The sequence below is a fragment of the Iodobacter sp. CM08 genome, from assembly GCF_033446605.1.
In the GTDB taxonomy this organism is placed as follows: Bacteria; Pseudomonadota; Gammaproteobacteria; order Burkholderiales; family Chitinibacteraceae; genus Iodobacter.
This window is the reverse complement of record NZ_JAWQUO010000007.1, coordinates 15,419-41,956: the sequence shown is the minus strand read 5'-3', so window position 1 is coordinate 41,956 and position 26,538 is coordinate 15,419. Positions and strand designations below refer to the sequence as shown.

22 protein-coding genes are annotated in these 26,538 nt (G+C 49.7%); 16 read left to right on the top strand and 6 right to left on the bottom strand.

Features of this window, described 5'->3' with window-relative positions:
* Nucleotides 1-434: 434 nt before the first annotated feature.
* Entirely contained in the window at nt 435-1,757 is a 1,323-nt protein-coding gene (locus tag R6242_RS05285) for a deoxyguanosinetriphosphate triphosphohydrolase (RefSeq protein WP_318424669.1), read from the top strand.
* Nucleotides 1,754-2,035, top strand: a complete 282-nt coding sequence (locus R6242_RS05280; RefSeq protein WP_318424667.1) for a hypothetical protein — start codon at nt 1,754-1,756, stop codon at nt 2,033-2,035. The genes R6242_RS05285 and R6242_RS05280 overlap by 4 nt, the downstream gene beginning before the upstream one ends.
* A gap of 34 nt (nt 2,036-2,069) precedes the next feature.
* Here the strand turns inward: R6242_RS05280 and R6242_RS05275 are convergent, their stop codons facing one another.
* Nucleotides 2,070-3,875, bottom strand: coding sequence for a sigma-54-dependent Fis family transcriptional regulator (locus R6242_RS05275; RefSeq protein ID WP_318424664.1), 1,806 nt, complete (start codon nt 3,873-3,875; stop codon nt 2,070-2,072).
* A 265-nt stretch (nt 3,876-4,140) separates the two neighbouring features.
* On the opposite strand from R6242_RS05275, the gene adh reads away from it, so the two are divergent.
* The 4 genes from adh (at nt 4,141) to R6242_RS05255 (ending at nt 9,093) form a co-directional block, all read left to right on the top strand.
* Entirely contained in the window at nt 4,141-5,661 is a 1,521-nt protein-coding gene (adh, locus tag R6242_RS05270; protein WP_318424661.1) for an aldehyde dehydrogenase, read from the top strand.
* Between the two features lie 148 nt (nt 5,662-5,809).
* Complete coding sequence (locus R6242_RS05265) at nt 5,810-6,148, top strand: DUF779 domain-containing protein (protein WP_318424658.1); 339 nt, start codon at nt 5,810-5,812, stop codon at nt 6,146-6,148.
* A gap of 111 nt (nt 6,149-6,259) precedes the next feature.
* Entirely contained in the window at nt 6,260-7,267 is a 1,008-nt protein-coding gene (locus tag R6242_RS05260; protein WP_318424655.1) for a DUF475 domain-containing protein, read from the top strand.
* A 209-nt stretch (nt 7,268-7,476) separates the two neighbouring features.
* Nucleotides 7,477-9,093, top strand: a complete 1,617-nt coding sequence (locus R6242_RS05255) for a methyl-accepting chemotaxis protein (protein WP_318424652.1) — start codon at nt 7,477-7,479, stop codon at nt 9,091-9,093.
* 347 nt (nt 9,094-9,440) lie between these two features.
* Here the strand turns inward: R6242_RS05255 and R6242_RS05250 are convergent, their stop codons facing one another.
* Complete coding sequence (locus R6242_RS05250) at nt 9,441-10,334, bottom strand: LysR family transcriptional regulator (protein WP_318424649.1); 894 nt, start codon at nt 10,332-10,334, stop codon at nt 9,441-9,443.
* Nucleotides 10,335-10,450: 116 nt separating this feature from the next.
* On the opposite strand from R6242_RS05250, the gene R6242_RS05245 reads away from it, so the two are divergent.
* Both R6242_RS05245 and R6242_RS05240 read left to right on the top strand, forming a co-directional pair.
* Nucleotides 10,451-11,050: an FMN-dependent NADH-azoreductase gene (locus tag R6242_RS05245; protein WP_318424646.1), complete on the top strand. Its 600-nt coding sequence runs from the start codon at nt 10,451-10,453 to the stop codon at nt 11,048-11,050.
* Between the two features lie 247 nt (nt 11,051-11,297).
* Nucleotides 11,298-12,155, top strand: a complete 858-nt coding sequence (locus R6242_RS05240) for a pirin family protein (RefSeq protein ID WP_318424644.1) — start codon at nt 11,298-11,300, stop codon at nt 12,153-12,155.
* A 58-nt stretch (nt 12,156-12,213) separates the two neighbouring features.
* Here the strand turns inward: R6242_RS05240 and R6242_RS05235 are convergent, their stop codons facing one another.
* The gene (locus tag R6242_RS05235; protein WP_318424642.1) at nt 12,214-12,639 is read right to left on the bottom strand and encodes a hypothetical protein; all 426 of its coding nucleotides are present in this window, start codon (nt 12,637-12,639) and stop codon (nt 12,214-12,216) included.
* An 85-nt stretch (nt 12,640-12,724) separates the two neighbouring features.
* On the opposite strand from R6242_RS05235, the gene soxR reads away from it, so the two are divergent.
* The 5 genes from soxR (at nt 12,725) to wbaP (ending at nt 17,754) form a co-directional block, all read left to right on the top strand.
* Nucleotides 12,725-13,189: a redox-sensitive transcriptional activator SoxR gene (gene soxR / locus R6242_RS05230; RefSeq protein ID WP_318424639.1), complete on the top strand. Its 465-nt coding sequence runs from the start codon at nt 12,725-12,727 to the stop codon at nt 13,187-13,189.
* Nucleotides 13,190-13,263: 74 nt separating this feature from the next.
* Entirely contained in the window at nt 13,264-14,070 is an 807-nt protein-coding gene (locus R6242_RS05225) for a glycosyltransferase (protein ID WP_318424635.1), read from the top strand.
* Between the two features lie 182 nt (nt 14,071-14,252).
* Nucleotides 14,253-15,059 carry a glycosyltransferase gene (locus R6242_RS05220; protein WP_318424632.1) on the top strand — a complete coding sequence of 269 codons (807 nt, stop codon included), beginning with the start codon at nt 14,253-14,255 and terminating at the stop codon, nt 15,057-15,059.
* Nucleotides 15,056-16,159: a glycosyltransferase gene (locus tag R6242_RS05215; RefSeq protein WP_318424630.1), complete on the top strand. Its 1,104-nt coding sequence runs from the start codon at nt 15,056-15,058 to the stop codon at nt 16,157-16,159. Before R6242_RS05220 ends, R6242_RS05215 begins: the two co-directional genes overlap by 4 nt.
* Before the next feature lie 140 nt (nt 16,160-16,299).
* Entirely contained in the window at nt 16,300-17,754 is a 1,455-nt protein-coding gene (gene wbaP, locus R6242_RS05210; RefSeq protein ID WP_318424628.1) for an undecaprenyl-phosphate galactose phosphotransferase WbaP, read from the top strand.
* Nucleotides 17,755-17,890: 136 nt separating this feature from the next.
* Here the strand turns inward: wbaP and R6242_RS05205 are convergent, their stop codons facing one another.
* Complete coding sequence (locus tag R6242_RS05205) at nt 17,891-18,433, bottom strand: acyloxyacyl hydrolase (RefSeq protein WP_318424625.1); 543 nt, start codon at nt 18,431-18,433, stop codon at nt 17,891-17,893.
* A 321-nt stretch (nt 18,434-18,754) separates the two neighbouring features.
* Here R6242_RS05205 and argA point away from each other — a divergent pair, with 321 nt between their 5' ends.
* The 3 genes from argA to R6242_RS05190 all read left to right on the top strand — a co-directional run bounded on the left by argA (nt 18,755) and on the right by R6242_RS05190 (nt 23,752).
* Nucleotides 18,755-20,071, top strand: a complete 1,317-nt coding sequence (gene argA / locus R6242_RS05200; RefSeq protein WP_293937869.1) for an amino-acid N-acetyltransferase — start codon at nt 18,755-18,757, stop codon at nt 20,069-20,071.
* A gap of 334 nt (nt 20,072-20,405) precedes the next feature.
* Nucleotides 20,406-23,114 (top strand): EAL domain-containing protein, encoded by a 2,709-nt coding sequence (locus R6242_RS05195; RefSeq protein ID WP_318424621.1) that lies wholly within the window; start codon nt 20,406-20,408, stop codon nt 23,112-23,114.
* A gap of 20 nt (nt 23,115-23,134) precedes the next feature.
* Nucleotides 23,135-23,752: a LysE family translocator gene (locus R6242_RS05190; protein ID WP_318424618.1), complete on the top strand. Its 618-nt coding sequence runs from the start codon at nt 23,135-23,137 to the stop codon at nt 23,750-23,752.
* A gap of 108 nt (nt 23,753-23,860) precedes the next feature.
* Here R6242_RS05190 and R6242_RS05185 read toward each other — a convergent pair whose 3' ends face one another.
* Nucleotides 23,861-25,714 carry a M3 family metallopeptidase gene (locus tag R6242_RS05185; RefSeq protein ID WP_318424615.1) on the bottom strand — a complete coding sequence of 618 codons (1,854 nt, stop codon included), beginning with the start codon at nt 25,712-25,714 and terminating at the stop codon, nt 23,861-23,863.
* A 172-nt stretch (nt 25,715-25,886) separates the two neighbouring features.
* The gene (locus R6242_RS05180; protein WP_318424612.1) at nt 25,887-26,531 is read right to left on the bottom strand and encodes a pyrimidine 5'-nucleotidase; all 645 of its coding nucleotides are present in this window, start codon (nt 26,529-26,531) and stop codon (nt 25,887-25,889) included.
* Nucleotides 26,532-26,538: the final 7 nt, after the last annotated feature.

Genomic DNA, 26,538 nt, shown 5'->3' with positions numbered 1-26,538 from the left:
ATGGGCTCTATGCAGATGGATGTCTTGAGTGCTTAGTTTGGTTTTGGAGTTTGTAGAGCGAGTGCAACCCCATATGCGCTAAAAAAGTTACATAGAGCCTGAACTGTGCATGAAATGGCGCTAAACCTTGAACCACGGATGTATTTCACACCAATCCTATCCGCTTAAGCAATATGCCATTCGTAGGGCGGGTGCAACCCGCGAGTCATGCTAAAAAAACGCGGGTTGCACCCGCCCTACGATGTTTCAATCCTTGCAATAGATAGATCTAAGTTGATCGCTTAAGATTTAACGATCAGCAAATCTCCCTTAAGTTGATAGGGTTGGGTTGCCCCCCCCCTACGATATTTATAGTGAGATTGAGCAAGAGGCATAGTCAGGACTATTTTTATCTCCAAACAAACACGTAAATAACCGCCCAATGAGACCCATTTATGATGAACTGGCAACAGCTCCTAAACGCCGAGCGACTTGGCGCTGTACGTAATGATTTATTTGATCACGAATCAGGGCGCAGTGATTTTCATAAAGACCACGACCGCATCGTTTTCTCCTCACCATTTCGGCGCTTAGGGCGCAAAACTCAGGTTCATCCACTCACCGAAAACGATCATGTGCATACCCGCCTCACCCACTCCATTGAGGTGAGCTGCGTGGGGCGCAGCTTGGGTATTTTAGTCGGCCAACGGCTGCAATACGCCCTGCCGCCACACATCACGCCTTACGATATCGGTGCGATTGTGCAAGCCGCCTGCCTTGCCCACGATATTGGCAACCCGCCATTTGGCCACGCCGGTGAATACGCGATCCGCGATTGGTTTTGCCGCGATCAACACGCCTATCTATTGCAAAATCTAAGCGCTAACGAGCGCCTCGATTTAATGACTTTTGAAGGCAATGCTCAGGGCTTTAGAGTGGTCACCCAGCTAGAAAACCACCGTTTTGAAGGCGGCATGCGCCTCACCTACGCTACGCTAGGCACCACGCTAAAATACCCGTGGACATCCAGCGAAGCCACGCCCAGCGGCAAATTTAGCTGCTATCAATCTGAAAAAAATATCTTAGAAGAAATCACCACCGAATTAGGCCTGCCTAAGGTCGACAAAAACAGCTGGGCGCGCCATCCGCTCTCCTACCTGATGGAGGCCGCCGACGATATTTGCTACGCCATTTTAGATTTAGAAGACGGCATAGAAATTGGCATGCTGGCGTATGAGCAAGTTGAGCCGCTCTTGATTAAAATTTGTGGCGGTCAGCAAGATTTGCTGGAGCTAGAAATCGCTGCCGCGCCATCCAATCGCCGTAAAATATCGCTGCTGCGCGGCAAAGCCATCGAGCGCTGCGTATTAAGCGCCACTGAAACCTTTATGCAGCAGTACACCCCTATCATGGAAGGTAAATTTAAGGGCGATTTACTCAGCGCCTGCCCCAGCAGCATGAAAGACGGCATCAACGCCGCTAAGCAGCTCGCCCGTGATCGCATCTTTAATGAAAGACGCAAAATAGAAATCGAAGTGGGCTCGTTTACCTGCTTAGATATTCTGCTGGGAGCCTTTTGCAACGCCGCCTACCAACAAAAAGTATCGCCACAGCTGAGCTTTAGAATGAAACGAATCCTCGATTTAATGGAATACAACGCCCCTAAAAAAGAATGGCCGCTGTATGAGAGCTATAGCCGCGTGCTCGACTTTATCGGCGGCATGACCGATAACTACGCCACCTATCTAGCGCAACAAGTAGGAGGAATGGGTAAATGAAAGCTTTCATCTTACTAAGCCTGCTCGCCATTAACCTAAGCGGCTGCGCCGTGGTGGCCGTTGGCGCAGCCGCCGTCAGCATCACCACTACCGCCGTTGGGGTGGCTTACGATGTAGGCAAAGCAGGAGTAAAAGGCGTCGTGGCCGTAGGCGGCGCAGCAGCCGATGCCTTAAGTAGCCCCCCCACAGCGGTGCCTGAGGTAGTGCCCAACACCCCCCCAATAATCAACACTCCTGCCCCACAAGCAGTGGAAGTACGAGTATTAAAGCAGGAGTAATTTTGTAAATTAAGGGAGTGCCGTAGCTTAGACTTCAAGCCAAGCTACGCCGCCGCCGATACAGCGTGCTACGCGCCACGCCCAGCGCCGCTGCAGCTTTACTGATATTGCCTTCAAACTGGGCAATGGTTTGTTCGATCAGGCCTTGGCTGTTGCTGGCTAAGGAGGCTTGGCTGACCGGCACTTGGTAGGCTTCTGGCAAATCACGGATACCCAGGCTATCGCCGTCGTCCGCCAAGGCCAGTAGGGTTTTCAATAGGCTGAGTAGCTGCCTTACATTGCCAGGCCAAGGGTAGCGGTTTAATGCGCCCAATAGCTCGTCTTCCAGCCGAATCTGCCGTTTTACTCCTCCCAGCTCTTGCCAAAGCCCAGTAATAAAACCGGGCAAATTCGCGTGTTCGCAGAGTGGTGGCAGGCGGACAGTAAAGTCTTGCAGGCGATAGAATAAATCGGCCCTAAACTCCCCTGCTGCAACCAGCTTGGGTAGATCGCGGTGGCTGGCGCAAACAATAGCAAAATCAACTTTGTAAGACTGGCTACTGCCCAACGGGGTAACTTCACGCTCCTGCAGCACCCGCAGCAAACGCGCTTGCATCGCCAGCGGCATATCGCCGATCTCGTCGAGCAGCAGCACGCCGCCATGGGCTTCGCGCAATTTACCCAGATGCCCTTTACGTTTAGCACCTGTAAACGCACCCTCTTCGTAGCCAAATAATTCAGATTCGATTAAGGATTCTGGCAGAGCAGCGCAGTTAATCGCCACAAACGGGCCTTTGCTGCGCTGGCTGGCTTGATGCAGCGCTCTGGCAAATACCTCTTTGCCGCTGCCGGTTTCGCCCTGTAGCAATACCGCCACGCCCGCATTTAGCACCCTGACCGCTTTATCTAATTGTTTTTGAAAAGGCTGCACCACGCTTCGCTCGTGAAACTCGGGTTCGATCAAGGGGCGAGTAGCGAGCTTGGCCTTAGGGGCGGTGATGGTGATGTAAAAATGCTGGCCACGCTGGGTATAGATTTGCTGCGGAGCGACTATGGGTTTTAAAGCCGCCTCAAATAAATCAGCAAAACGGCTGTGGCCTAAATCTTGCCAGCTTAAACCCAGCCAGTGCAGGGCCACGCGGTTGGCGGCAATCAGGGTCTCCCCAGCAAAGCTCAGCACTCCCTCCCTTGGCGAGCCGAGTAATTCACTACGCGGGTGCAGCCGCAGCAGCCAATGCTCATCCCCAGCCATGCTCAGCCAGCGATGCTCGATCTGCTGAGCGGCAAGGCGCACTAAGCCCAAAGCGTGCAGATGATGCAAGCAAGCGTCGCCCGAAACATTCAGCACCCCAGCCAGCCGCCCATTGGGCGCAAACACAGGGGATGCCGAGCAAGAGATGCCGATATTTTGCGCCAAGAAGTGCTCGCCTCCCCTCACCTGCACCGAATCAGCCAGCGCCAGCGCCGTGCCAATCGCGTTGGTTCCCTTGCTGGCTTCGGCCCAGCTTACTCCTGGTAGCAGCGCCACTTGCTCGGCCTTTTTCATAAACTGTGGATTGCCGGTGGTATTTAAAATGAGGCCAGCGGCGTCGGTAAGCAGCACCACGCTCTGCGTGCCAAGCACCTGCTCGTATAAGCCATCTAGCTCTGGCAGTGCCACACGCAGTAGATGCTCATTCGCCTGCAAGGCCTGCTGTAAATCAGCGCTTACGAGAGGATCAAAACCATCATCCGCTATGCCTTGCTGACGGCAGCGCAGCCAAGATTCGGCAATCTGCTGCGGCAGGCTGGATGGGCAAACCCCTTCTTCAAAAAACTGACGACGCGCTTGCGTGCTTAGGGCGGGCAGAGAAGTAGACATGGATGATCTCCTTGTTGCAGGCTCAAAACCACTGTTGCAAATTGCAACACTTACAAGGTTTATCTGAAACACAATATACGTTAAACCCTTGTAAATACGAAGGTTTAACGCCTTTGCAGATACCGCATTGCAATATATAAACGCCCAATGCTAGCTTTCACAAAGTTTTCACCTGCATTGCAGTGCAATATAGCCATGCACAGGCATGCTTTCTGCTAATAGCAGTGGACAGGGGCAGCAGCCCTAAACCCACCGGAGAAGCAGCATGAGCACATTGATTCCAGGTCAGTATGGTTTTCCTCTGCAATTAAAAGCACGCTACGCCAACTATATCAATGGCGAATGGCAGGCACCGCTGGCTGGGAAGTATTTTGAAAACGTCAGCCCCATCACCGGTAAAGTCATTTGCGAAATCCCCCGCTCAGACGCCAGTGATATCGAAATGGCGCTGGATGCTGCCCACGCCGCCAAAACAGCATGGGGTAAAACATCGACCACCGAACGCGCTAATATCCTAAATAAAATTGCCGACCGAATCGAAGCCAATTTAGAAATGCTCGCCACAGTGGAAACATGGGATAACGGCAAGCCCATCCGTGAAACCCGCGCTGCAGATTTACCTTTGGCGATTGATCACTTTCGCTATTTTGCTGGGGCGATACGCGCACAAGAAGGCAGCATTGCTCAGATCGATAACGATACCGTGGCTTACCATTTTCATGAGCCGTTAGGCGTGGTTGGGCAGATTATTCCTTGGAACTTCCCGATTTTGATGGCCACATGGAAGCTGGCTCCTGCACTGGCGGCAGGCAATTGCGTGGTGCTCAAGCCCGCCGAACAAACACCGCTGAGCATTTTGCTGCTGATGGAAGTCATTGGCGATTTACTGCCTAAGGGCGTGCTCAATATTGTGAACGGCTTTGGCTTAGAGGCCGGTAAACCGCTGGCATCGAATAAGCGCATCGCCAAAATCGCCTTTACCGGTGAAACCACCACCGGCCGGCTAATTATGCAATACGCCTCACAAAATCTGATTCCGGTGACGCTGGAGCTAGGTGGAAAATCGCCCAATATCTTTATGCCCGATGTGATGAAGCACGACGATGCCTTCTTTAATAAAGCCATCGAAGGCTTTGTGATGTTTGCCCTGAACCAAGGTGAAGTCTGCACCTGCCCAAGCCGCGCCTTGGTTCATGAGTCGATTTATGATGCCTTTATGGACCGCGCACTCAGCCGTGTTGCCGCGATTAAGCAAGGTAATCCACTGGATGCCTCCACCATGCTGGGCGCGCAGGCCTCGATGGAGCAGATGGAAAAAATCACGGCTTATCTGGATATCGGCAAGCAAGAAGGCGCAAAAGTATTGGCGGGTGGCGCGCGCGCCCAAATGACTGGGGAGCTGGCGGGTGGCTATTACATTCAGCCTACCGTATTCCAAGGCCACAATAAGATGCGAATTTTCCAAGAAGAGATCTTTGGGCCGGTGGTTTCAGTCACCACTTTTAAGGATGAAAACGAAGCCTTAGCAATCGCCAACGACACGCTATACGGCCTAGGCGCTGGTCTGTGGACGCGCGACAGCCACGCCGCTTACCGCATGGGCCGCGAAATTCAGGCGGGCCGCGTTTGGACCAACTGCTACCACGCCTACCCAGCCCATGCAGCATTCGGCGGCTATAAGCAATCAGGCATCGGGCGTGAGAACCACAAAATGATGCTCGATCATTACCAGCAAACCAAGAATTTGCTGGTGAGCTATAGCCCAGATGCCTTGGGTTTTTTCTAAGCACGGGTCTGTGGCATGCACGCGTGGGCAAGACAAAATGTTTTGCCCTTCCTACAAGTACCCGATGTTGGTATGCAGGGTGGGGCCTCGTGCCCACGCGTAATGCAGCGCACATGACCATTCTTACGCTTAAAAAATGGAAATAAACATGGCTAACGATGCCAAAGTCAGCGCCACACCCGCTGCGCTAGATTTAATTGCCAAACTGGCTGCCAAATATGGTGAGCTGATGTTTCACCAATCAGGGGGCTGCTGCGATGGCAGCTCGCCGATGTGTTTTCAGGCTGGGGAATTGATTATTGGTGATAGCGATGTACTACTGGGCTATATAGGCGGCATGCCGTTTTATATAGGGGCGGCGCAGTTTGCTTACTGGCAACACACTCAGTTAATTATCGATGTGGTGCCCGGCCACGGCGGAATGTTTTCTTTAGAGGGGCCAGAAGGCTTGCGCTTTTTAACCCGCTCCAAACTTTGCCCCCTATAACTTACTTACAGAGCACCCACCAAGGTGAAAGATCTTAATTACCCTAAGTAATGATGCACTTGTTAAAATCTCAGTATTGAAATACAGATCCCTTACATACCGAGACGCTCAATGTTGTCACACCTACGCTTTTTTAAAAGCTCATTTATCATTACGCTACTGGGCCTCGCTGCCGCCTACGCCTTGGGCGGCCCTAAGGCTATGTTTATTGCCGCTATTTTATCGGTATTAGAAGTATCGCTCTCTTTTGATAATGCGGTGGTGAATGCCACGGTTTTAAAAGATATGGATGCCGTCTGGCGTAAACGATTTATGACCTGGGGCATGTTAATTGCAGTGTTTGGCATGCGGGTTATTTTTCCGGTATTAATTGTGGCGGTGATTGCTCAGCTTAGCCCTTGGGCGGCACTCACCATGGCCATCCAGCAGCCTGAGCAATATGCGGCCACTTTAACCTCTTCGCATATTATTGTGGCAGGCTTTGGTGGTGCTTTTTTAATGCTGGTGTTTTTAAAATTCTTTTTTGACCAAAACAAAGAAGTACATTGGCTACCGATAATTGAATCACCCTTAGTTAAAATGGGGAAAATGGGCGGGATTGAAATTGGCCTTTGTTTAGTTATTGTTTATTTTATTTCCACACAACTTGCCCATCATAGCCAACTCGATTTTATTCTAGCGGCCATTACAGGAATCATCACCTACATCATTGTGGATGGCTTTGGCGCTTTATTAGGTGGTGAAGAAAATCACGGCCAAACTGCCGTAGTAAGAACAGGGTTTTCTGCCTTTATGTATTTAGAGGTATTAGATGCCAGTTTTAGTTTTGATGGTGTCATTGGCGCATTTGCCCTATCTAACAATATTTTTATTATTGCAATTGGCCTAGGCATTGGCGCAATGTTTGTTCGATCCCTAACAATTATGTTTGTAGAAAAAGGGACTTTGGATCAATTTAGATATTTAGAGCATGGTGCTTTTTATGCTATTGGCGCATTAGCCTTTATTATGTTTATTGGCACTTTCCATGAAATTCATGAAGTTGTTACTGGTTTGGTTGGCGCAGGCTTTATTATAATTTCATTAATTGCTTCTCTTAGATATCAAAAAAATCATTAAACTAAAATGGGACAGAAGGCGATTTATCCAACGCCTTCCTTTCCATTTGCTGATTAAATTCTGACAAAAATAAACAATATAAACTCACTTCTCTTTCACGAAATACTAATAAAGCCTTGTCCGTTTATCAGCTTACTTAATTAATTGTTTTACATTAAACAAATCGGTTCTACCTTTTAAAGGTCATTCTGACTTTAAATGAGAACAACATGAAAGTTAAGTACAAGCTAATATTATTATCCGGAAGCCTAATCGGCATTATTTTAATGTTAGCCGCGCTTAGTCTTACTTGTTTGGAAAGTGGATCTAAAAACTTTCAAACCACCATTGCAGATCGAGTGATGCCTTTAGTGCAGCTCAAATCCGTATCCGATATGTATGCCATTAATATTGTAGATACGGTACATAAAGTAACCAATGGCAGTATGAATACCGCAGATGGCTTAAAAAACGTCCAAATAGCCAGAAAAACCATCAAAGAACAATGGCAAACCTATCACGCCACTGAGCTCACGGCAGAAGAAAATAAGCTGGTAGATATTGCCGATAAAAATATGCTGCCCGCTGCTACAAGCTTTGATCAACTCGAAAAACTCTTAGCCGGCAGCAACTTTGCCGCCATCAATGAATATGCCGCCACAACGCTTTATCAAAGCGTTGATCCCATTACCGCTACAGTAGATAAACTGATTCAACTACAGCTCAATGTGGCCCAAGAAAATTTAGCGGCATTTAAAGAGAGCCATAACCATGCCATCTATGGCGGCGCAGCATTTGTGCTTATCGCCACCTTGGCGGGCATCTTGCTTTCTGGCTGGATTTTGCGCTCGCTACTCAACGATTTAGGCGGCGAGCCAAGTGATATGCGTACCGCAGCCACGCGGATTGCAGAAGGCGATTTAGCCTCCCCCGTACATGTGCCAAGCAATATGCGAAATAGCTTAGCAGGCGCAATGGAATCAATGCGCACCCAACTGGCCACCTTGGTAGAAAACATCCAAAACTCATCCAACCAACTTGCCACTGATGCCGCACAAACCCGCAGCAGCAGCCAAGAAGTACACGAATCTGCTGGGGAGCAAAGCGATGCCGCCGCGCGTATGGCTGCAGCCGTTGAAGAGCTTTCAACAGGGATGTCGCATCTTAAAGATTATTCAAGCTACGCCTATGAGGTTGCCACCACTTCTGGCAAACATGCCGAGCAAGGTGCGCTGGCTTTAGATGAGCTCACCAAAGAAATGCAAATTGTGGCCGATAGCGCCCATACCGTCACCGAAACCGTTAACCATTTAGAAGAACACAGCGCCAGCATTGGCCGTGTAGCAAGGGTGATTCAAGATATTGCCGAGCAGACGAATTTACTCGCCTTAAATGCCGCCATCGAAGCCGCCAGAGCAGGGGAGCAAGGCCGCGGCTTTGCTGTTGTGGCCGATGAGGTCAGAAAACTGGCTGAGCGTACCACCCAAGCCACGCGTGAAATTCAGGAAACCCTAGGCACCATCACCAGCACCACCCATACCGCAGCGAATAGTATGCGCAATAGCCTAAGCCAAACCGAGCTTGCCTTAGAGCATGCAAACCGCAGTAGTGAAGTGCTGGCTTTGATTAAGCAAAGCGCCGCTGAAACCAAAGACGCCATGGCCAAAATCACCGATGCCTTGGCCGAGCAAAATACCGCTGGTCAAGAGATTGCCGTAAATGTACAGCTGATTGCGGTGATGACAGAGCGCTCTTTCTCTGCATCCAAAGAAATCAATATCGCGGTAGATCATAATGCTGAGCTAGCGCAATCGCTGAGGCTAGCGGCGGTACGCTTTAGCTGCTAGCAAGCTGTCTGACTTAAGCGTCCGTAGCGAGAAAACATCCAGTTTGAGACAGATTTTTGGGATTATGTCTCTTGCTCATTTTTTGTCGTTTGTCTGAGAATATCAACGTGAATAGCGTTAACTCGTAGGGGCGCTGCTTGCTGCGCCCTCGCTGAACAGGGCGCAGCAAGCAGCGCCCCTACAGGATATTGGCCTACATGTCATATATGGCTTTGTTTGAGCAAGAGGGATAATCAGGTAGATTTTTGGGGGTTTAGGGCGAATAGCGGGCTATTTAACGAAAAAAAGCTCGGAACATGGTCAAATCCGGGGCTTTCGCAGTAGGGTAGTCTAAGTCCGACAGGCTGCTAGGCCTTTAAAGCCTGCTCTAACTGATCTAAAAACACCCGTGTTTTAGCAGGCATTAAGCGGCGCTCTGGGAACACCGCCCAAGCCGCCACGGGGGGCAAACACCAGTCGGGCAAGATGCGCACCAACTCGCCTCGCTCCAAATAAGGCTTAGCAAAAGACTCGGTAACCGCCGCAATCCCCAGCCCACGGCAGGCCATACGGATCAGTAATTGTGGTGAATTGGCGCAAAACTTAGGCTGTGGCTGTATATGCTGCGTGGCTTTGCCTTTTTGCAAAGTCCAAGGCTGCGCGCCACCGCTGCTTTTTAATATCGCCAAGGTATGATGGCTATTTAATTGCTCCGGCCCATCGAGTAAGCCATTCACCGCCACATAGCATTGCGATGCATATAGGCCCACATTAAATAGCGCAATCCGCCTTGCAGCCAGCATGGCATCACTCGGTAAATCCCCCATCCTTAGCGCTAAATCAAAATTCTCTGCCAGTAAATCTACTCGGCGTGGGGATAGATCGATCTCTAAGCGGATTTGCGGATAACGCTGGCTAAATTCTTGTAAAAAATCATCCAGCACCAAAACAGCAAAATCACCAGGTAAAGACAGCCGCAGTAGGCCGCTTGGCTCGGCTTGCCGATGCTGCACCAACGCCACGGCCGCATCCAGCTCGCTGGCAATTTGCCGCGCATGCTCCAGCACATGCTGGCCAAACTCGGTGAGTACCAATTTACGGGTGCTGCGCAGCAATAATCGTTCGCCCAATGCCGTTTCCATATTGGCAATCCGCCGCGATACGGTGGATTTAGGCAGCCCCATCCGTTCTGCTGCGCGGGTAAAACTCCCTGCATCCGTCACTCGGGCAAATAACAGCAGATCATTGGCTTCTATTTTCATCGTTTTAACCATTGTTCCATCAATGGAACAATACTATCCATTTTAAGGACTTCTGCCCATTAATCGAGAGGATTATATTAGCGTCATTCCCAGACACAACCAGCAAGAGAGCCAACATGAACATCTTACAAATCAACTCCAGCGCACGCAGCAACGGTGCTTTCTCTACACAACTGGCGAATGTGCTGGCTACAAAACTACTAAACAGCCATACAGGCTCAAAACTGGTGTTACGCGATCTCGCCACCAACCCGCATCCCGTGCTGGACGAGGCCACTTTAGGCGCACTAATGACCGCCGCTGAAGCACGCACCACCGCCCAAGCCGCCAGCGTTGCCAAAAGTGATGCGCTGATCGCCGAAGTACAAGCCGCAGACACGCTTATCATTGCCGCACCGATGTATAACTTTGGCATTACCGCCCAGCTTAAAAACTGGATCGACGCGATTGCCCGTGCAGGGGTAACCTTTAAATACGGTGCGAATGGCCCAGAAGGTTTACTTACTGGCAAGCAGGTTTACGTAGTGCTTACCCGTGGCGGCGTACATCGCGGCACAGCTAGCGACACCATTGCCGACTATATGCGCACGGTTTTAGGCTTTTTAGGCATGAGCAATGTGGAATTCATCTACGCCGAAGGCTTGAATATGGGCGATGAGATGCAAAACAAAGGCATCAGCCAAGCCCACAGCGAAATCGAACTCGCAGTGGCTTAAGGCAAAACAACTCACAAAAACCCAAATCTTGAACCACTTCGGCCCCAGAGAGCACGGAGTTAAAAACAAAAAATGGAGAAAAAACAGATAAAAATGCCTCAGTAGATCATTCAATATATTGGCTATTTTTTTTATTGAGTCTCTTTGGTTTTCTCCGTGAAACTCTGTGTTCTCCGTGTCCTCTGTGGTTCAAGATTTGGGTTTAGATTGCAGTTTAATTTGCACAGTTAATTAATGGAGAACCACCATGGACACCAAACTTGTCACCCGTCCCCGCACTTTGGAAAGAAAAGTACAAGGTCGTCCGGTTATGGAAGGTGCGGGGGTTAAAATTAATCGAGCATTAACCCAGTCTTTACAACAAAGGCTCGATCCATTTTTGATGTTGGACGCGTTTAAAAGCGATGATCCACAGGATTATCTGGCGGGTTTTCCAGAACATCCGCACCGTGGCTTTGAAACCGTTACCTATATGATTGCTGGCAAAATGCGCCACAAAGACAGTGCAGGCCACGAAGGCCTGCTGGAAAATGGCGGTGTGCAATGGATGAGCGCCGCCAGCGGCGTAGTGCATTCCGAAATGCCCGAGCAGGAAAACGGCCGCATGGAAGGCTTTCAGCTGTGGCTGAACCTGCCCGCCAACGAGAAAATGAGCGCGCCTTGGTACAAAGATTTTAAAACCGTACCCAGCATTATTACCGATGCGGGTGTAGCCGTGCATGTGATTGCAGGCCAAAGCCACGGCTGTAAAGGCTTGGTTGAGAAAGCCGCCACCCAAGCGCTGTATTTAGATGTGCATCTGCCTGCAGGCAGCGAATTTACCCAAGCCATCCCTGCTGGGCACAATGCCTTTATCTATGTTTATCGCGGAGTAGTAGAACTTGAAGGCAGTGCGGTTGCCAGCGAGCAACTGGCTATTTTGAGCAATGATACAGAGAGCGACGGCATCCGCATCCACAGCCCAGCCGCCAGTCGTGTACTGGTGTTTGCAGGCCAGCCACTGAAAGAGCCTATCGTGCAATACGGGCCGTTTGTGATGAACTCGCAGGAAGAGATTTCACAGGCAATGACGGACTATAGATCAGGAAGACTAGGGAAATTATAAATGCTTGCTGCAACATGAGGGTGGCCCCCTCATGTTGCAAATAAGGCCACTAAAACAGCTAAGTATACTCATTACGTTGCGCGGGCTGATCTGAGCTGTATTCAACAAACTCAAACTGAATATCCTCGCCCAACATAAAATAGGCGCTATCACGATGAGCCGCTGTGCCGCCATCATGATCCAAGCTAAAACCTGCTACTTCTAAAGCTTGCTTGGTTTGCGCCAATGATGGCACCACAAAACCCAAGTGCTTCACGCCAACTAGATGCGTTTTCCAACCAGGCGCCTCCCCTATTCCCCCACTTTGCAAGGCGATATAGGCAAAATCATCGCCGATATGCAGCCAATCAATTTCCGCTCCAAACCAATCCATCTTGCCCTTACCGCGGATTTTCCAGTGTGGGATGGCGGTAAGAATAAAGTGCACGGCTCGGTTCAGATCGCTCACCGTGATATTGGCATGCTCCAGATACGCTTGTTCCATGATGGCTACTCCTTAAGATTTAAATACCATGCCACTATGCAAGTTAAAGTAAACTTTAAGTCAAGCGTGTTTTGGAGCATTTTGCATGACCACTCTGATATCCATTGGCACCCTAGCCAAACGCTCTGGTGTAAAAGCCAGCGCGCTGCGTTTTTATGAGAGCAAAGGCTTAATCAACAGCGTGCGTAGCAGTGGGCAAACGCGGCAATTTCCAAGAGAAGTATTGCGCAGGGTGGCTTTTATTCGTGTTGCGCAAAATGTCGGCCTAAGCCTAGAAGACATCGCCGCCGCGCTGGCCTCCCTACCCCAGCAAAGAACACCAACATCTGAAGACTGGGCGCAGCTATCGCAGTCTTGGCGGCCCATGCTACAAGCCAGAATTGACGCACTATGCGCACTGCAAACGCAATTGGATTCGTGCATAGGCTGTGGCTGTTTATCACTACAAAAATGCAGCCTGTATAACCGCGACGACCAAGCCCGCCATCTGGGTACGGGGCCAAGGTTTTTATTAGGTGATCGCCCTAGTTCGGCGAGTGCATCCGCCTGATTTACATTTCACCTCAGCACGCCCAGCCGCAAAACCCGTTAAAATAGCCGCCTTTCTTTGCACAAAGCGCTTCGATGAACCGCACTGCCTTACTTATTCCGCACTTTAATAATCCACAGGGCCTAGCTGCGTCTTTGGCTTCTGTGGGTATACACGAGCAAATTGATGCTTTTATTGTGGATGATGGCAGTAGCAGGCAGCGTTTAGATGAGGCGGCTTGTGCAAAGGCCTGGCAGGCGGATGGACAATTGCACTTTATCTATTTGCCGCAAAATCAGGGTATCGAGCATGCGCTCAATGCCGGCTTGCAGGCGATTATTGATGCGGGCTATGAGTATATTGCCCGCTTAGATTGCGATGACCTATGCGCGCCGGACCGCTTTGCCAAGCAAGTGGCTTTTTTAGACAGCCACCCAGATGTGTATTTATTAGGCAGTGCAGTGACATTTTTTGATGCCAGCGGCGATCGTTTTACGATTAATCAGCCACAAACGCACGATAAGATTCTGCGACAAATGCATGACGACAATGCCTTTACCCATCCTACCGTGATGTTTAAAGCCGCCGGTGTAAAAACACTGGGGCTTTATCCGACTGACTGTAAAGCAGCGGAAGACTTTGCCTATTTCTGGCGCTTTGTAGCGCATTACCAAACTGCGAATCTGGCCGAGGTGCTGACTAAAAGCGAATATAACGACGGGGGGATTTCCATGAGCCGCCGCCGCCAGCAGCAGGCGATGCGGATTAAATTGCTCTGGCGCTACTTTGATTACACACCACGATCTTTGGTAAAAATCAGCAAAGCGTCACTCAGCTTCGCCCTGCCGGTGAGTTTCACCCGTAAAATCAAACGTCTGCTGGGGATGGGGAAGTGGGATTAAACAGCAAATCCCCCTCAGTCCCCCTTTTACCAAGGGGGAAGCTACAGCGTTAATACCGCGCTAAATGGCCATAGCAGTTCCCCCCTTTGAAAAAGGGGGCTTAGGGGGGATTTAGCAAGTTCCACCCGCCCTACCATTGTTAAATTAAAACGCGAAGCCACACTCGCAAACCAAAAGCACACATGAAACGCCTTATCTTACTCATTCCACATTTTAATAATCCTGAGGGGCTGCTTAAATCGCTGGCCTCGATTGGTGAGCACGAGCAATGCGATGCCGTAGTGGTGGATGATGGCAGCATGCGTGCGCCTATTGATCACAGCCGCGCCAGAGCGGCATTTAAGGCACAGGGCGAGCTGCGGTTTTTAAACTTACCGGTGAATCGTGGCATTGAGCACGCGCTTAATTCTGGCTTAACGTGGATTACGTCCCGAGGCTACGAGCTGATTGCCCGCTTGGATTGCGGCGATGAAAACCTGCCGGATCGCTTCGCCAAACAAGTCGCTTTTTTAGATAAGCACCCCAATGTGATGCTGGTTGGCGGCGCGGCCAGCTTTGTGAATCAAGCAGGCGCCGAGCAATTTGTGCTGCGCCATCCAAGCGAGCACACGGCTATTCGCCACGCCATGCGTAATAACTCGGCCTTTATTCATCCGGCGGTGATGTTTAGAAGCGCGGCTTTGGCGAGCACCGGCCCCTATCCGCTGGATATGCCTGCCGCCGAAGACTATGCGCTGTTTAGTGAATTCACCCGCCAGTTTAAAGTAGCCAACCTGCCCGATGTGCTGATCCGCTACGAGCTAGACCCTAGCGGTATTTCGCTGAGTAAACGCCGCCAGCAGCTCAAATCCCGCTTGGCAGTGCAAAAAAAATACAGCGATGGCCGCCTTGCCGCCCTGATCGGCATGGCGAGAACGCAGCTTTTACTCTTGCTGCCCTATTCCTTGGTGTTTAAGCTCAAATCCAAATTAAGAGCAAAAAAAGCATGAGCCTGATTCCCGTAAAACCCGCTGCTAAAATTGTGCATATTGTTGAGGCCTTTGGCGCTGGCACGCTGTCTATGGTGTCGGCCATGGCCAATGCACAGGCCAAGGACGGCCATAGCATCACTATTATTCATTCGATCCGTGAAGAAACACCGGACAACTGGCGAGCACTGTTTGTCGATGCCATCCGCTTTATTCAACTGCCCATGGTGCGCGCCATTAACCCTGCCGCTGACTGGCGTGCTGGCCGCGCGCTTTATCACTGGCTGCGCGAGTTAAAACCAGATGTGGTGCATATGCATTCATCTAAAGCCGGTGCGCTAGGGCGGATTGTTAGCTTATTTATCCGTGGCAGATCTGCGCCAAAATGGTTTTTCTCACCGCATGGCCTGTCATTTTTGCAGCGTGCCGAAGGTCGTTTAAAAAACACCATTTTTCTGACGGTAGAAAAAATACTTTCAGAAATATCCTGCACCTTTATCGCCTGCTCACCTTCTGAGGGTGCAGAAATCTGCCGTCATCTCAGCAACAATGTAGTGGTCGTGAACAACGCGGTTGATCTGGCGGCCATCCCTGCCGCCAGCGGCAATCAGGATATTGTGCGCATCGGCACAGTTGGCCGTGTAACGCTGGCCAGAAATCCTGAGCTATTTGCAGAGATCGCCGGCCAGCTGACTCAGCCCGGTGTAGAGTTTCTATGGACTGGAGGCGGGGATGCCCACTCAGAAAAAACCTTGGCCAAGGCCGGCGTTCGGCTCACAGGCTGGACAGACCGCAGCCAAGCATTGCAGCACCTTGCTAGCCTTGATATCTATATACAAACCTCGCGCTGGGAAGGCTTGCCGGTAGCCGTAATAGAAGCGATGGCCGCAGGCCTGCCAGTACTCGCCACCAATGTGGTCGGTAATAAAGACCTAGTGATCGATGGCGAAAATGGCTATCTGTGTGAAAACAGTGCCGACTTTGTTAAATATCTAAACATCCTAATCGAAGACCGCCTCAGCCGCCAAAAACTAGGCGCACAGGCCAAAACATTTGCAGAGCAGCATTACTCGCTAGATAAAATGATGGCGAGCCTTTATAGGGCTTATGGACTGTCTTAGGGCGGGAGCAAGCAGCCAGTGATGCTTAATCAGTGCGCGGGTTACACCCGCCCTACGAATACCGTTTCTCTTGAGTTGATAGGGCTGGGTTTTACCCGCTCTTGCTCTACAGAACTTTTGCTTGAAAATCAGGAAGTAAAATGAATAAGCATTTACAAGCCGAAAGGGCCAAGCCTTTGTTGGCGCTGGCTGATTTTGCTGCGCTCACCGCGTCTTTTTGCGCGGCGCTAGCCATGCTCAGCTTTTTTCGTCACCAAAGAATTGGTGGCGACTTTGCCGCATGGTGGTGGTGGGAAGGCTCGCAACAAAGTACCGCCTTTCTGTTTCTAGCCGTACTCACCGTTGGCAATTTTTGGTGGCGCGGGCATTACAGCCTGCGGCTGCCGTTTTGGGATGAGCTGCTAGAAATACTGCGCGCCCTGCTGCTCGCCGCACTACTCAACGGCATGCTGGTGCTGCTGGGTAAATTCACGGTATCGCGCTTTTTATGGCCAATGTCTTGGAGCCTAGCCCTACTGCTTTTGCCATTTTTACGCTCACAAATGAAAAACTGGCTGCTATCTAAGCAACTCTGGCAACTGCCCACAGTGATTATTGGGGCCAGCAACAATGCCATCGATGCCTGCCGCGCCATGCATAGCGAGCGCCAGCTGGGTTTTGAGGTGCAGGCTTTTTTATCAATTAACCAGAGCGATCCAGCCACACTGATTATTGATGGCAAGACTAGGCCGGTTATTCAGCTAGATGAAAGCGGGTTGCTGTCTTGGCTAGATAATAACGGCCGCCCCCACGTGGTGGTTGCCGTGGATGAAGATGAATTACGCCGCCTAGGCCCGCAAATTGAGCTGCTATCCCTCAAATATAAAGATATGCATATCATCCCGCCAATTGCTGGGTTGCCGCTGTTTGGCGTGGTACCGCATCACTTTTTCAGCCATGAAGTGCTGCTGCTGCGGGTGCGCAATAATTTATCAGTGAAATCGCTGACCACCTTAAAGCGCGCTTTTGATTTATTCGGGGCCAGCGTTGGGCTGATTTTGCTTTTTCCACTACTGACCTATGTAGCGGTTCAAATCAAACGCCAAGGTGGCCCTGGCAGCATCTTTTTTGGCCATGTTCGCGTGGGGATTAACGGCAGGCCATTTAAGTGCTGGAAGTTTCGCACCATGGTTTCTAACAGCCAAGAAGTGCTAGAAAAACTACTGGCCAGCAGCAGCGAAGCACGGGCGGAATGGGATAAAGACTTTAAGCTTAAAAACGATCCACGCATTACGCCGATTGGTGAGTTTTTAAGAAAAACCAGCCTCGATGAGATTCCGCAGCTGTGGAATGTGATCAAAGGCGAAATGAGCCTTGTGGGCCCCCGCCCAATTATCACCGCCGAGCTGGAACGCTATGGCGATCACGTTGATTTTTACTTAGAAGCGCGCCCAGGGCTAACCGGCTTATGGCAAGTTTCCGGCCGTAACGACACCACCTATGCCGAGCGCGTAGCGCTGGATGCTTGGTACGTTAAAAACTGGAATCTTTGGTACGACGTGGCGATTGTCTGCAAAACCATTCGCACGGTAGTGAGCGGGCGCGGGGCGTATTGATTTAGATAAAAAACATCGCCCACGAAAGGCATGAAAATCACGAACGGGCATCGCTTAAACGGTCAGCATGCCATGTCATTTTTACTGCCTTTCGTGTTCTTGGTGGACCAAACAAACGTCACACCACCTACTTGCCCTACATTTTAAAGCCATAGCGCAGCACCACAAAATCAGCGCCGTAATTGGGGGTATTGATATCGGCGTTCGAATGATGCTGATACATCAGCGTTAAATCTTGCGCAGACTGCTCGCCAAAGCGCATACCTGCACCAAACTGCTCGCCAAATTGAAATGCAGTACTAAAAGGGCCACGCTTGGCATAATCCGTGCGGGAAAACAAATGCCCCCCTACCCCTGCCTCTACAAACCACTGCGTGCCGGTCTCCAGCGGAGCCCATTCATATCGCAGCTCAGGTGTAATAAAAAATTCACCAGTGTTGCGATCATCCCCATGCCACAATCCGGCCCCAATCGCAAAGCCGGAGCTTAATTTGCCGGTTTTACTCTCATACCAAGACCAAGGTAGCGCCTTGTGTAAAGCCACTCTAAACAAATGATGCTGCTCAACATGGCTTGGCTGCACGCCTTGTCCAAGCTCCACTTGCCACTCCAAACCCTCAGCAGCTGAAGCCGCTAGCGCAATCAGCAAGGGGGGGATTAGTAGAAGATGGGTAAGCATGGCGAAGCTCCATTACGCAGTCACCTTTACAATATAGACACAACAATCCTTTTACACTCTCCTTACCACCTACAGGACTTCACCCATATTTTGGATAGAAAGCCTCGTCTAAAGCAGGTGTCTGCCCCCTTAAGACTAAGTTGCTAGCTATTTAAAGAAAAATTGCACAAAATATGAAAAAATCTGGCTTTTTACCCGTTGGCGAGCAGCCTAGGCCGCTTTGACATTTGATTTGCAAACATAATAATCGTGCAACAAATATCAACAGCACTAACGACAAGCCATACTTGGCACAAAGCTCACAAATCTTTTAGGAATTCCATGCAAGCCGATGAGTTCGTCCAGTCTTTTCGTCTGGCCGCCCCGTATATTCATGCCTTTCGTGATCGCACTTTTGTCATTGCCTTAGGTGGTGAAGTGGTTCGCGACGGCAAATTTGCCACCATTACGCACGATATCAATCTGCTCACCAGCCTTGGTGTGCGCTTAGTTGTTGTGCATGGTGCTCGCCCACAAATTGAAGCCCGTATTAATGAGCGTGGTTTAGAGACGCGCTATCACCACGGTTTACGCGTTACCGATGCGCAAACATTAGAGTGCGTCATTCAGGCGGTGGGCCAAGTTCGAGTAGAGATTGAATCTTGGTTATCGATGGGCTTGGCTAACTCGCCCATGGCCAATGCCGATATTCGCGTCTCTGCTGGCAACTTTATTACAGCGCAGCCCATGGGTATTCGTGACGGCCTAGATTTAATGTACACGGGCGAAGTGCGGAAAGTAGACACCACCGCCATTCGCTATCGCCTTGATGATGGTGAGCTGGTCTTGCTTTCTACCCTTGGCTACTCGCCAACGGGCGAAGTATTTAATGTGCCACTCGAAGATGTAGCCACCAGTGCCGCCATTGCCCTGCGTGCCGACAAACTCATCTTTTTACTTGGCCAGCAGGGAGTAGAAGACTTAGTAGGCGAGTTGCTAACTGAACTAACCGCCTTGCAAGCTGAGCAGTTTTTAAACACGCATCCCCATCCAAACGAAGATATCCGGCTGTATCTACCCTGCGCCATTAAAGCGGTGCGCAATGGCGTAGCACGGGCGCATTTGGTTAGCCACCATGTGGATGGTGCTTTGCTTAAAGAGCTATTTACCCACGACGGGATTGGCACCATGGTTTCGCGTGATTCACTCGAAACCATGCGCGAAGCCACCATTGATGACGTCGGCGGGGTATTGGCCTTGATTGAGCCGCTAGAAGACGATGGGGTTTTGGTGAAACGTGGCCGAGAATTACTCGAGCGTGAAATCCATCGTTACTCGGTGCTCGAGCACGATAGTAAGATTGTGGGCTGCGTAGCGATGTACCCTTTCCCTAAAAGCCATATGGCAGAAATGGCCTGTTTGGTGATCCATCCCGATTACCGAGATGCTAATCGGGGCGAACAGCTACTCAAGCACATCGAGCAACACGCCCGCAGCCTAGGTGTGCGCGAGCTATTTGTGCTTACCACCCGTACCGCGCATTGGTTTGTAGAAAGAGGCTTTGCGCTGGCAACCGTTGATGCTTTGCCGATTGAAAGAAAGCAGCTCTACAATTATCAAAGGCGTTCAAAAGTATTTATTAAGCAGCTACGCAACTAAAGTTAGTTTAAGAAAATAAATAAGCAATATACGACATTTCAATTACTCATTATTATTGATGGTGTAACACTACCGAAAGCAAACAATGCTTTCGGTAGTAATCAGGCTAAGTGCAAGCAATATTTTTAAATAATGCTAAAGCATAAGCACCAAGCGACTAAGGCATATTTAAGCTGCTTGGCCTATAAAATATGTAATCATTTTCCAACAGGTTTGCATGGCATCGCTCCCGTTTTTTAATTCGCTACGTGCACGTTTAATTGTTGCCACTCTACTCGTGCAATGTACGATTTTAGCCGTCCTATTGTTCAATACATCGAGAATATGGTCAGAAATGGCCACCCATGCCACCGAAGTGCGCGTTCAAGAATTATCTCGGCTATTAAATGCGGCCTTCGCCACGCCTTTATCCAGCGGCAACATGGCCCAAGCGGCGGATTTACTTGAAGGAATTCGCACCGCTGAAGGGATTGATTACCTAATTCTGCTCGATAATAAAAAACAAATCATTGCCGCTCGGGGCTGGGATATTGCACAAAAACTTCCTCCAGTAGATAAACTATCGCTAGAGCGTGATCTGCCCGCTTTAATTCATGCGGCAACCCCAATTGAATTTGCTGGCGAGCCTTTTGGTGAGCTACGTTTTGGTGTTTCAACAGAAATTATGCGTGGCGGTATTAATCAGCTGATGCTGCAAAGCGCCATTACCATTATCGCAGGGGTTTTGCTTTGCGCGCTGATCATGGGTTTACTTGGCTTTTGGCTTACTCGGCATATCCACCGGCTTATCAAAGCTGCTGAAAACGCCGCAATAGGCCACTATGAAGCTCCTCTGCCCAGCAAAGGCCTGACTGAAATCACCCAGCTCACTACTCGCTTTAATGAAATGACAGCGGTTATCAAAGAGCGGGTTGATACCTTGGTGATGAACGAAGAAAAATTTCATACCATCGCCAACTACACACACAGTACCGAGCTATGGCTTTCTCCCGATGAAGGCAAGCTGGTGTGGATTAATGATTCAGTCACACGGCTATCTGGCTATTCAGTCAATGAATGCATGCTATTAGGGGATTTTCCACTTTCGCTCACCATGCCAGAGGAGCGAGATCGCGTCACCGAGACCCTACAACAAGCGCTGCTGCATCGCACCGTGATTCAAGATTTTGAATTTCGCGCAGTACGCCGTGATGGTCAACCCTTTTGGGCATCGGTTTCTTGGCAGCCTATTTACGATTCAAACAATAGCTATCTAGGCCTTCGAGCCAGTATTCGCGATAATAGCGAGCTCAAAGAAGACCGTCTTTCCTTACGCAAGGCAGTAATTGAACTGCGGCAAATTCAATCGCTAGGGCAAAGCTATTTATCCCGCGCCGAATCCGAACGAGCCCGTTTAAGCGCACTGCTTTCAGCCATGCGCTTTGGCGTGTTGTTTGTAGATAATGATAATCGCGTGGTGTTCCATAACCCCGCCTTCTGTGATTTATGGGGCCTTGGGCCAAGTAATCAGTTGCCAGGTAAACCGATTGGGCAAATTCTGCAAATTGCAGAAAACCGGCCTGCCCTAGGCGATATTATTGCCACCTACCTAGAAGAGCTGGTGCTCTCTGACGATAAAGTCGATTTTGGTGAGCTCACCATGAATGATGGACGCGTCATTACGCAGCATGGCTTTAAGGTGCTGGATAGCCAAGGCGCTGCCAATGGCCGGATGTGGATTTACGAAGATGTCACCCAGCAGCGTGAAATATCCGAGCATATGATTAAGCTGGCGGAGCGTGACTCGCTTACCGGCCTGTATAACCGCCATCGCTTCCAGCAAGAGCTAGATAGAATGGTTTCAGAAGCCGACCGCAAGCAAAGCGCCATGGCCTTAGTCTTTTTCGATCTGGACGAGTTTAAACACGTAAACGATACCTTTGGTCACGGCGTGGGTGATGAATTACTTAAATGCATCGCCACAACCATTGGCCTGCAAGTGCGCCGCCATGAGGTTTTATCCCGCCTAGGAGGGGACGAGTTTGCGATTTTAGTCCCCGATTGCAATGAGTTTGAAGTCAGTAAACTGGCCGAGCGAATTGTAAGCTCAATCGCACAAATTCCCTTTACCGTTGAAGGCCATGTATTGCGCCCTTCTTCATCGGTGGGGGTAGCGCTCTTCCCCAATCACGCCAGCAATTCACTTGAGCTAGTTGCCCATGCTGATTCCGCCATGTATCAGGCTAAATCCGCAGGTAAATCCACTTGGCGTATGTATCGCCAAGATGCCGATCCTTCTCGAGAAGCTATTACTCGGCTCTCATGGAAAGACCGTATCACCGATGCCCTAGAAAATGAGGGGCTAGAGTTACACTATCAAGGTATTTACTACCCCAAAACGCGCAAGCTCGCCCACTTAGAAGCCTTGGTGCGCATGAAAGACCTGCAAAAACCAGGTGAAATCATCATGCCTGGGATGTTTATTCCCCACGCCGAAAAAACCGGCAAGATTATTGATATTGACCGCTGGGTGATTCGCACCACCATTGAATTACTCGGTCAAAAAGCCAATATTCCATCCATCGCCATTAATATTTCTGGCCGCTCCTTTGATGAACCAGAAATGCCTGATTACATTAGCCAGCAGCTCAAGCTGCATAAAGTAAACCCAGCAAGGCTATTGGTGGAGCTCACCGAAACAGCTGCGGTATCGGATATCCGTGATGCTGAGCGTTTTATTGATGCATTAAGAGCCACCGGCTGTACAGTTTGCCTTGATGATTTTGGCACTGGCTTTGCTTCCTTTGCCTATTTAAAACAATTAAAAGCCGATGTGCTTAAAATTGATGGCTTCTTTATTAAAGACATTATTAGCGATCACGACAGCCAAGTCTTTGTCAAAGGCATGGTGAGCATGGCGCATGAAATGGGCAAAACCACCATCGCCGAATTCGTAGAGAACGAAGCTATTTTTAATATGCTGATTGAATTAGGGATAGATCAAGTACAGGGTTACTATCTGGATAAACCCATGAAAAACCATCCTGGGCTGGATATTATTTAACTGAGCAAAAAGGCTTCAATATGATGAGCTTAGCAACTTGGCTGGCTTTTATTGCCACCACTTTTTTAATCTCCGGCACCCCCGGCCCCAATATGCTGCTAATGCTATCGCACGGCACACGCTATGGCTGGCAAGGCACTTTAGCCACGATGGCTGGTGCAATTACTGGGCTGTATTTTTTATTTGCCTTATCAGCCTTTGGAATGGCCACCATTTTGGCCACCTCGGCCACGCTATTTCTTATTTTTAAGATTGCGGGCGCTTTATATTTAATTTATCTAGGCTGGCAGTGTTTTAAGGCAGGCGATAGTTTACATATGCCCGATGCAGGTGCAGATTCTGCAAGCAAACGCTTTCGCCTTGGGCTGACGGTTGCCCTTTCTAACCCTAAAGCCATTTTATTTGCTGGCGCATTTTTGCCGCAATTTATTGACACATCGCGGCCACAAATGGGGCAATGGCTCATTCTGCTAGGGAGTTTCTTTATTATTGAAGCCAGCTGGCAAGTTGCCTACGCCGCAGGGGGGGCACGCCTTGGCCTCTGGTTAAAAGGCCCAAATCGCATTAAGCGCTTTAACCAAGGCTGCGGCGCAGCATTCTTTACAGTTGGCGGCTTGCTGGCAGTCGCGCAGCGCTAATTGTGTCCAACAGAGCGGTTTAAAGCACTTTGTACGTGGCTAAACCGCCATGCCACACAATACCAGCATAGGGTGCGCAAGATAAATCCTTGCCCACCCTCATCCTCTCTACTCCCCGTATTGCTTAGCCACCCAGCGCTCAAAGTCCTGGTACATCTGTGCATCAGATTGCTGATTATCTGCCAGCAGCTCTGCGCCATGCACAATACGAATATGCGCATCCAAATGCTTTACAGGCGATTCAGGATAGCTGCGGCTGGCGGCGGCGCTGATTTTATCGCTCGCCTCATTCCATGCATCTTCAACAGTCTGATTACACGCATCGGCTAAATACTTGGCATTAAACGCCTCACCCGTCAGGCTGATTAAGCTGGCGTTATGGCTAATGCTATTACCCGGTGCCCAATAATGCTCAGATAACAACGGGCCAATGGCGGGGTTATCGGTCAGATAGCCGTACTCGCGCTCAAAAAAGGCGCGGGTTTGATAAACCGCCATATTAGCCAACAAATAGCCGTGATAAGCCGCTGCTGATTCCTGATTTAATAAATGAGGAATTGCCAAGAGTGGCCGACCTGCACGCTCAAAGCCCAAGATTTTCATTTCAAACTCACGGGCCAGCGCCAACGCGTTTACCGAAGTAAGCGCGTCATCGGCAAGTAGATACAAAGCGCGCTCAAAATAAGGCACCACCAAAATATTGCGCTCGTTAAGCGCGGCAAATGGCTGTGTTTTTTCGATACGCACTTTAATCAGAGCATCCGGCACCGCTTCACCAGCCGCATTTTTAGCGTAGCGCTTTAGCCAATCGGCATCTTCTAGCAAGCTATCGCAAAACATCGATTGTGTTTCGGCATAGGCCATAGAGGACGGCGCAAATTCTTGTGAAAAGCACGGTGAGTTTTGGGTGATGTTAGCAAAGTGCGCCGCATGGCCGCCTTCATGAAACAGCGTATTAATCGCCCGCGCGCCACTGCCCACCTGATCTGGCTTAGCATCGGAGGTAAAGTTAATCTGCCCCGCAACCCAGCTGCCATCTGCATCTACAAACGAAGGAATTGGCCCGTGGCAAAAGCCATTTTGATATTTACCTTTGCGCTCTAAAAGATCGAGCTGCAAGGTGGCACCGCGATAAGTAATCCCCAACCCGCAAAAGCTATCAACCCAGCGCTGCAAACCCTTGGCAAAAGGCAAATATGGATCAAGCTGACGCGCCACATCGCCACTGATGGTGTAGCGGAAATTCCACGGCAGCAAAGCGTCTTTACCGTGTTCTTTTACCAGCTCGTTTAAGCCGCGCAGATTGGCATCCCGCGTGCGCACTTCAAAATCATCTAAAATTGCAAACAGCTCTTCGCTACTCATTTGCTCATTTTTACGCACTTTATAATCAAAGTAATTGGCGTAGCCCTGAGCGCGGGCAAAGGCATTACGCTGTTTAACGATCTCTAAAAAGCCGTTTTCCAATACCCAGTTTTCCAGACCCGCCATTGCGTCAAAGGAGCTTTTACGCGCTTGCTCGCTTGGGTTGGTCGACATATTGGTGGCTAATGAGCCTTGAGTGGCTTCAACGCGTTCGCCCTTATCATTGATATGCGTTTGCACATAATCACGCTTTTTAGCAAACAGCTCGGCTTCCATCACAATCAGTTGGCTCATCAAATCACGGGCGGCATCGCTATCGATAATATTGCTTTCAAATAACGCCAACCAGCCGGTTAAGCCGTGTTTCAAAGCTTGCGTATCGGCATCGTCCGCGCTTAATTGCGCCAAAGCCGCCCTAACTTGCGCCAATTTAGCGGGGCTAGAGGTAAAGTTTTTATACGCGTCTTCCGCCTTGGCAAAGCCTGCATGATCATCGGAGATTGCCATATAGGTATCCCAAAACAGATCTTCTTTGGCTTTATGAACGGCAAGGTAATCACGATTAAGTGCTGCAAATAGCTGGCGAGCGGCTTCCATTGAATCTCCAATCTTCTGTATGTAAAAAATTGCACAAGTTCTGACTGATGCTTTATGTTTATGCCAAACAAATTACACTAGCCGCTATAAATTTGCCAGTTTGCCTTGATATAGAGGATAAATCTGTCGTAGTTATTCTAAGCCTGCATACCCACAACGGCTAAACGACTTGCTAGCCAAATAAATAACGGCCTCGCTGCGGTAAGTCGCGTAACTTAGCAATACTTAAATCGGCCGCCTGCGCGCCAAAGCTGCCACGGTTTAGCCATACGGTTTTCATACCTAAGCGCTTGGCCGTAAGCAAATTAGCCAAGGTATCTTCTACAAAAATACAGCGATTAGCCTCCAACTTAAACTTGCTAATAAGGCGGCGATAGCCATGAATATTTGGCTTAGGAATAAAATCGACATCCTCAACCGCCACTACAGCGCTAAAGCAATCATCGATCCCCAAGGCCAGCATCATGGCCTTGGCGTAATGGCGCGCACCGTTAGTGAAGAGGATTTTCTCCCCAGGTAAGCACCGAATGGCCACTTTTAACCCCTGCATGGGATGAATCGCCGTTAGCAATTCGCTTAAAGGATGGGTAGCGCGTAAAAAATGTACGGGATCAATATGCGGATGATGGCGACGCAAGCCCAATAAAGTAGCGCCATAACGCCGCCAATAGTCAGTGCGCAATCGTGATGCCGCCTCTGGGCTGAGCGATAAATGCTGGGATAAATAGGCGGTCATGGCGCGATTAATCACCGGAAAAGCGTGCAAATCGGCATTATGCAGGGTGTTATCGAGATCAAAAATCCAGACTGGTTTCATTGTTTAA

What these genes read in the sequence shown, in the direction of transcription:
- R6242_RS05250 (WP_318424649.1), bottom strand. Translation starts at nt 10,334, where the DNA reads ATGAAAATAGAAGCCAATGATCTGCTGTTATTTGCCCGAGTGACGGAT.
- R6242_RS05215 (WP_318424630.1), top strand. Translation starts at nt 15,056, where the DNA reads ATGAGCCTGATTCCCGTAAAACCCGCTGCTAAAATTGTGCATATTGTT.
- R6242_RS05260 (WP_318424655.1), top strand. Translation starts at nt 6,260, where the DNA reads ATGTTGTCACACCTACGCTTTTTTAAAAGCTCATTTATCATTACGCTA.
- R6242_RS05225 (WP_318424635.1), top strand. Translation starts at nt 13,264, where the DNA reads ATGAACCGCACTGCCTTACTTATTCCGCACTTTAATAATCCACAGGGC.
- R6242_RS05240 (WP_318424644.1), top strand. Translation starts at nt 11,298, where the DNA reads ATGGACACCAAACTTGTCACCCGTCCCCGCACTTTGGAAAGAAAAGTA.
- R6242_RS05245 (WP_318424646.1), top strand. Translation starts at nt 10,451, where the DNA reads ATGAACATCTTACAAATCAACTCCAGCGCACGCAGCAACGGTGCTTTC.
- wbaP (WP_318424628.1), top strand. Translation starts at nt 16,300, where the DNA reads ATGAATAAGCATTTACAAGCCGAAAGGGCCAAGCCTTTGTTGGCGCTG.
- R6242_RS05255 (WP_318424652.1), top strand. Translation starts at nt 7,477, where the DNA reads ATGAAAGTTAAGTACAAGCTAATATTATTATCCGGAAGCCTAATCGGC.
- R6242_RS05275 (WP_318424664.1), bottom strand. Translation starts at nt 3,875, where the DNA reads ATGTCTACTTCTCTGCCCGCCCTAAGCACGCAAGCGCGTCGTCAGTTT.
- R6242_RS05180 (WP_318424612.1), bottom strand. Translation starts at nt 26,531, where the DNA reads ATGAAACCAGTCTGGATTTTTGATCTCGATAACACCCTGCATAATGCC.
- R6242_RS05235 (WP_318424642.1), bottom strand. Translation starts at nt 12,639, where the DNA reads ATGGAACAAGCGTATCTGGAGCATGCCAATATCACGGTGAGCGATCTG.
- R6242_RS05280 (WP_318424667.1), top strand. Translation starts at nt 1,754, where the DNA reads ATGAAAGCTTTCATCTTACTAAGCCTGCTCGCCATTAACCTAAGCGGC.
- soxR (WP_318424639.1), top strand. Translation starts at nt 12,725, where the DNA reads ATGACCACTCTGATATCCATTGGCACCCTAGCCAAACGCTCTGGTGTA.
- R6242_RS05265 (WP_318424658.1), top strand. Translation starts at nt 5,810, where the DNA reads ATGGCTAACGATGCCAAAGTCAGCGCCACACCCGCTGCGCTAGATTTA.
- R6242_RS05285 (WP_318424669.1), top strand. Translation starts at nt 435, where the DNA reads ATGATGAACTGGCAACAGCTCCTAAACGCCGAGCGACTTGGCGCTGTA.
- R6242_RS05205 (WP_318424625.1), bottom strand. Translation starts at nt 18,433, where the DNA reads ATGCTTACCCATCTTCTACTAATCCCCCCCTTGCTGATTGCGCTAGCG.
- adh (WP_318424661.1), top strand. Translation starts at nt 4,141, where the DNA reads ATGAGCACATTGATTCCAGGTCAGTATGGTTTTCCTCTGCAATTAAAA.
- argA (WP_293937869.1), top strand. Translation starts at nt 18,755, where the DNA reads ATGCAAGCCGATGAGTTCGTCCAGTCTTTTCGTCTGGCCGCCCCGTAT.
- R6242_RS05195 (WP_318424621.1), top strand. Translation starts at nt 20,406, where the DNA reads ATGGCCACCCATGCCACCGAAGTGCGCGTTCAAGAATTATCTCGGCTA.
- R6242_RS05190 (WP_318424618.1), top strand. Translation starts at nt 23,135, where the DNA reads ATGATGAGCTTAGCAACTTGGCTGGCTTTTATTGCCACCACTTTTTTA.
- R6242_RS05220 (WP_318424632.1), top strand. Translation starts at nt 14,253, where the DNA reads ATGAAACGCCTTATCTTACTCATTCCACATTTTAATAATCCTGAGGGG.
- R6242_RS05185 (WP_318424615.1), bottom strand. Translation starts at nt 25,714, where the DNA reads ATGGAAGCCGCTCGCCAGCTATTTGCAGCACTTAATCGTGATTACCTT.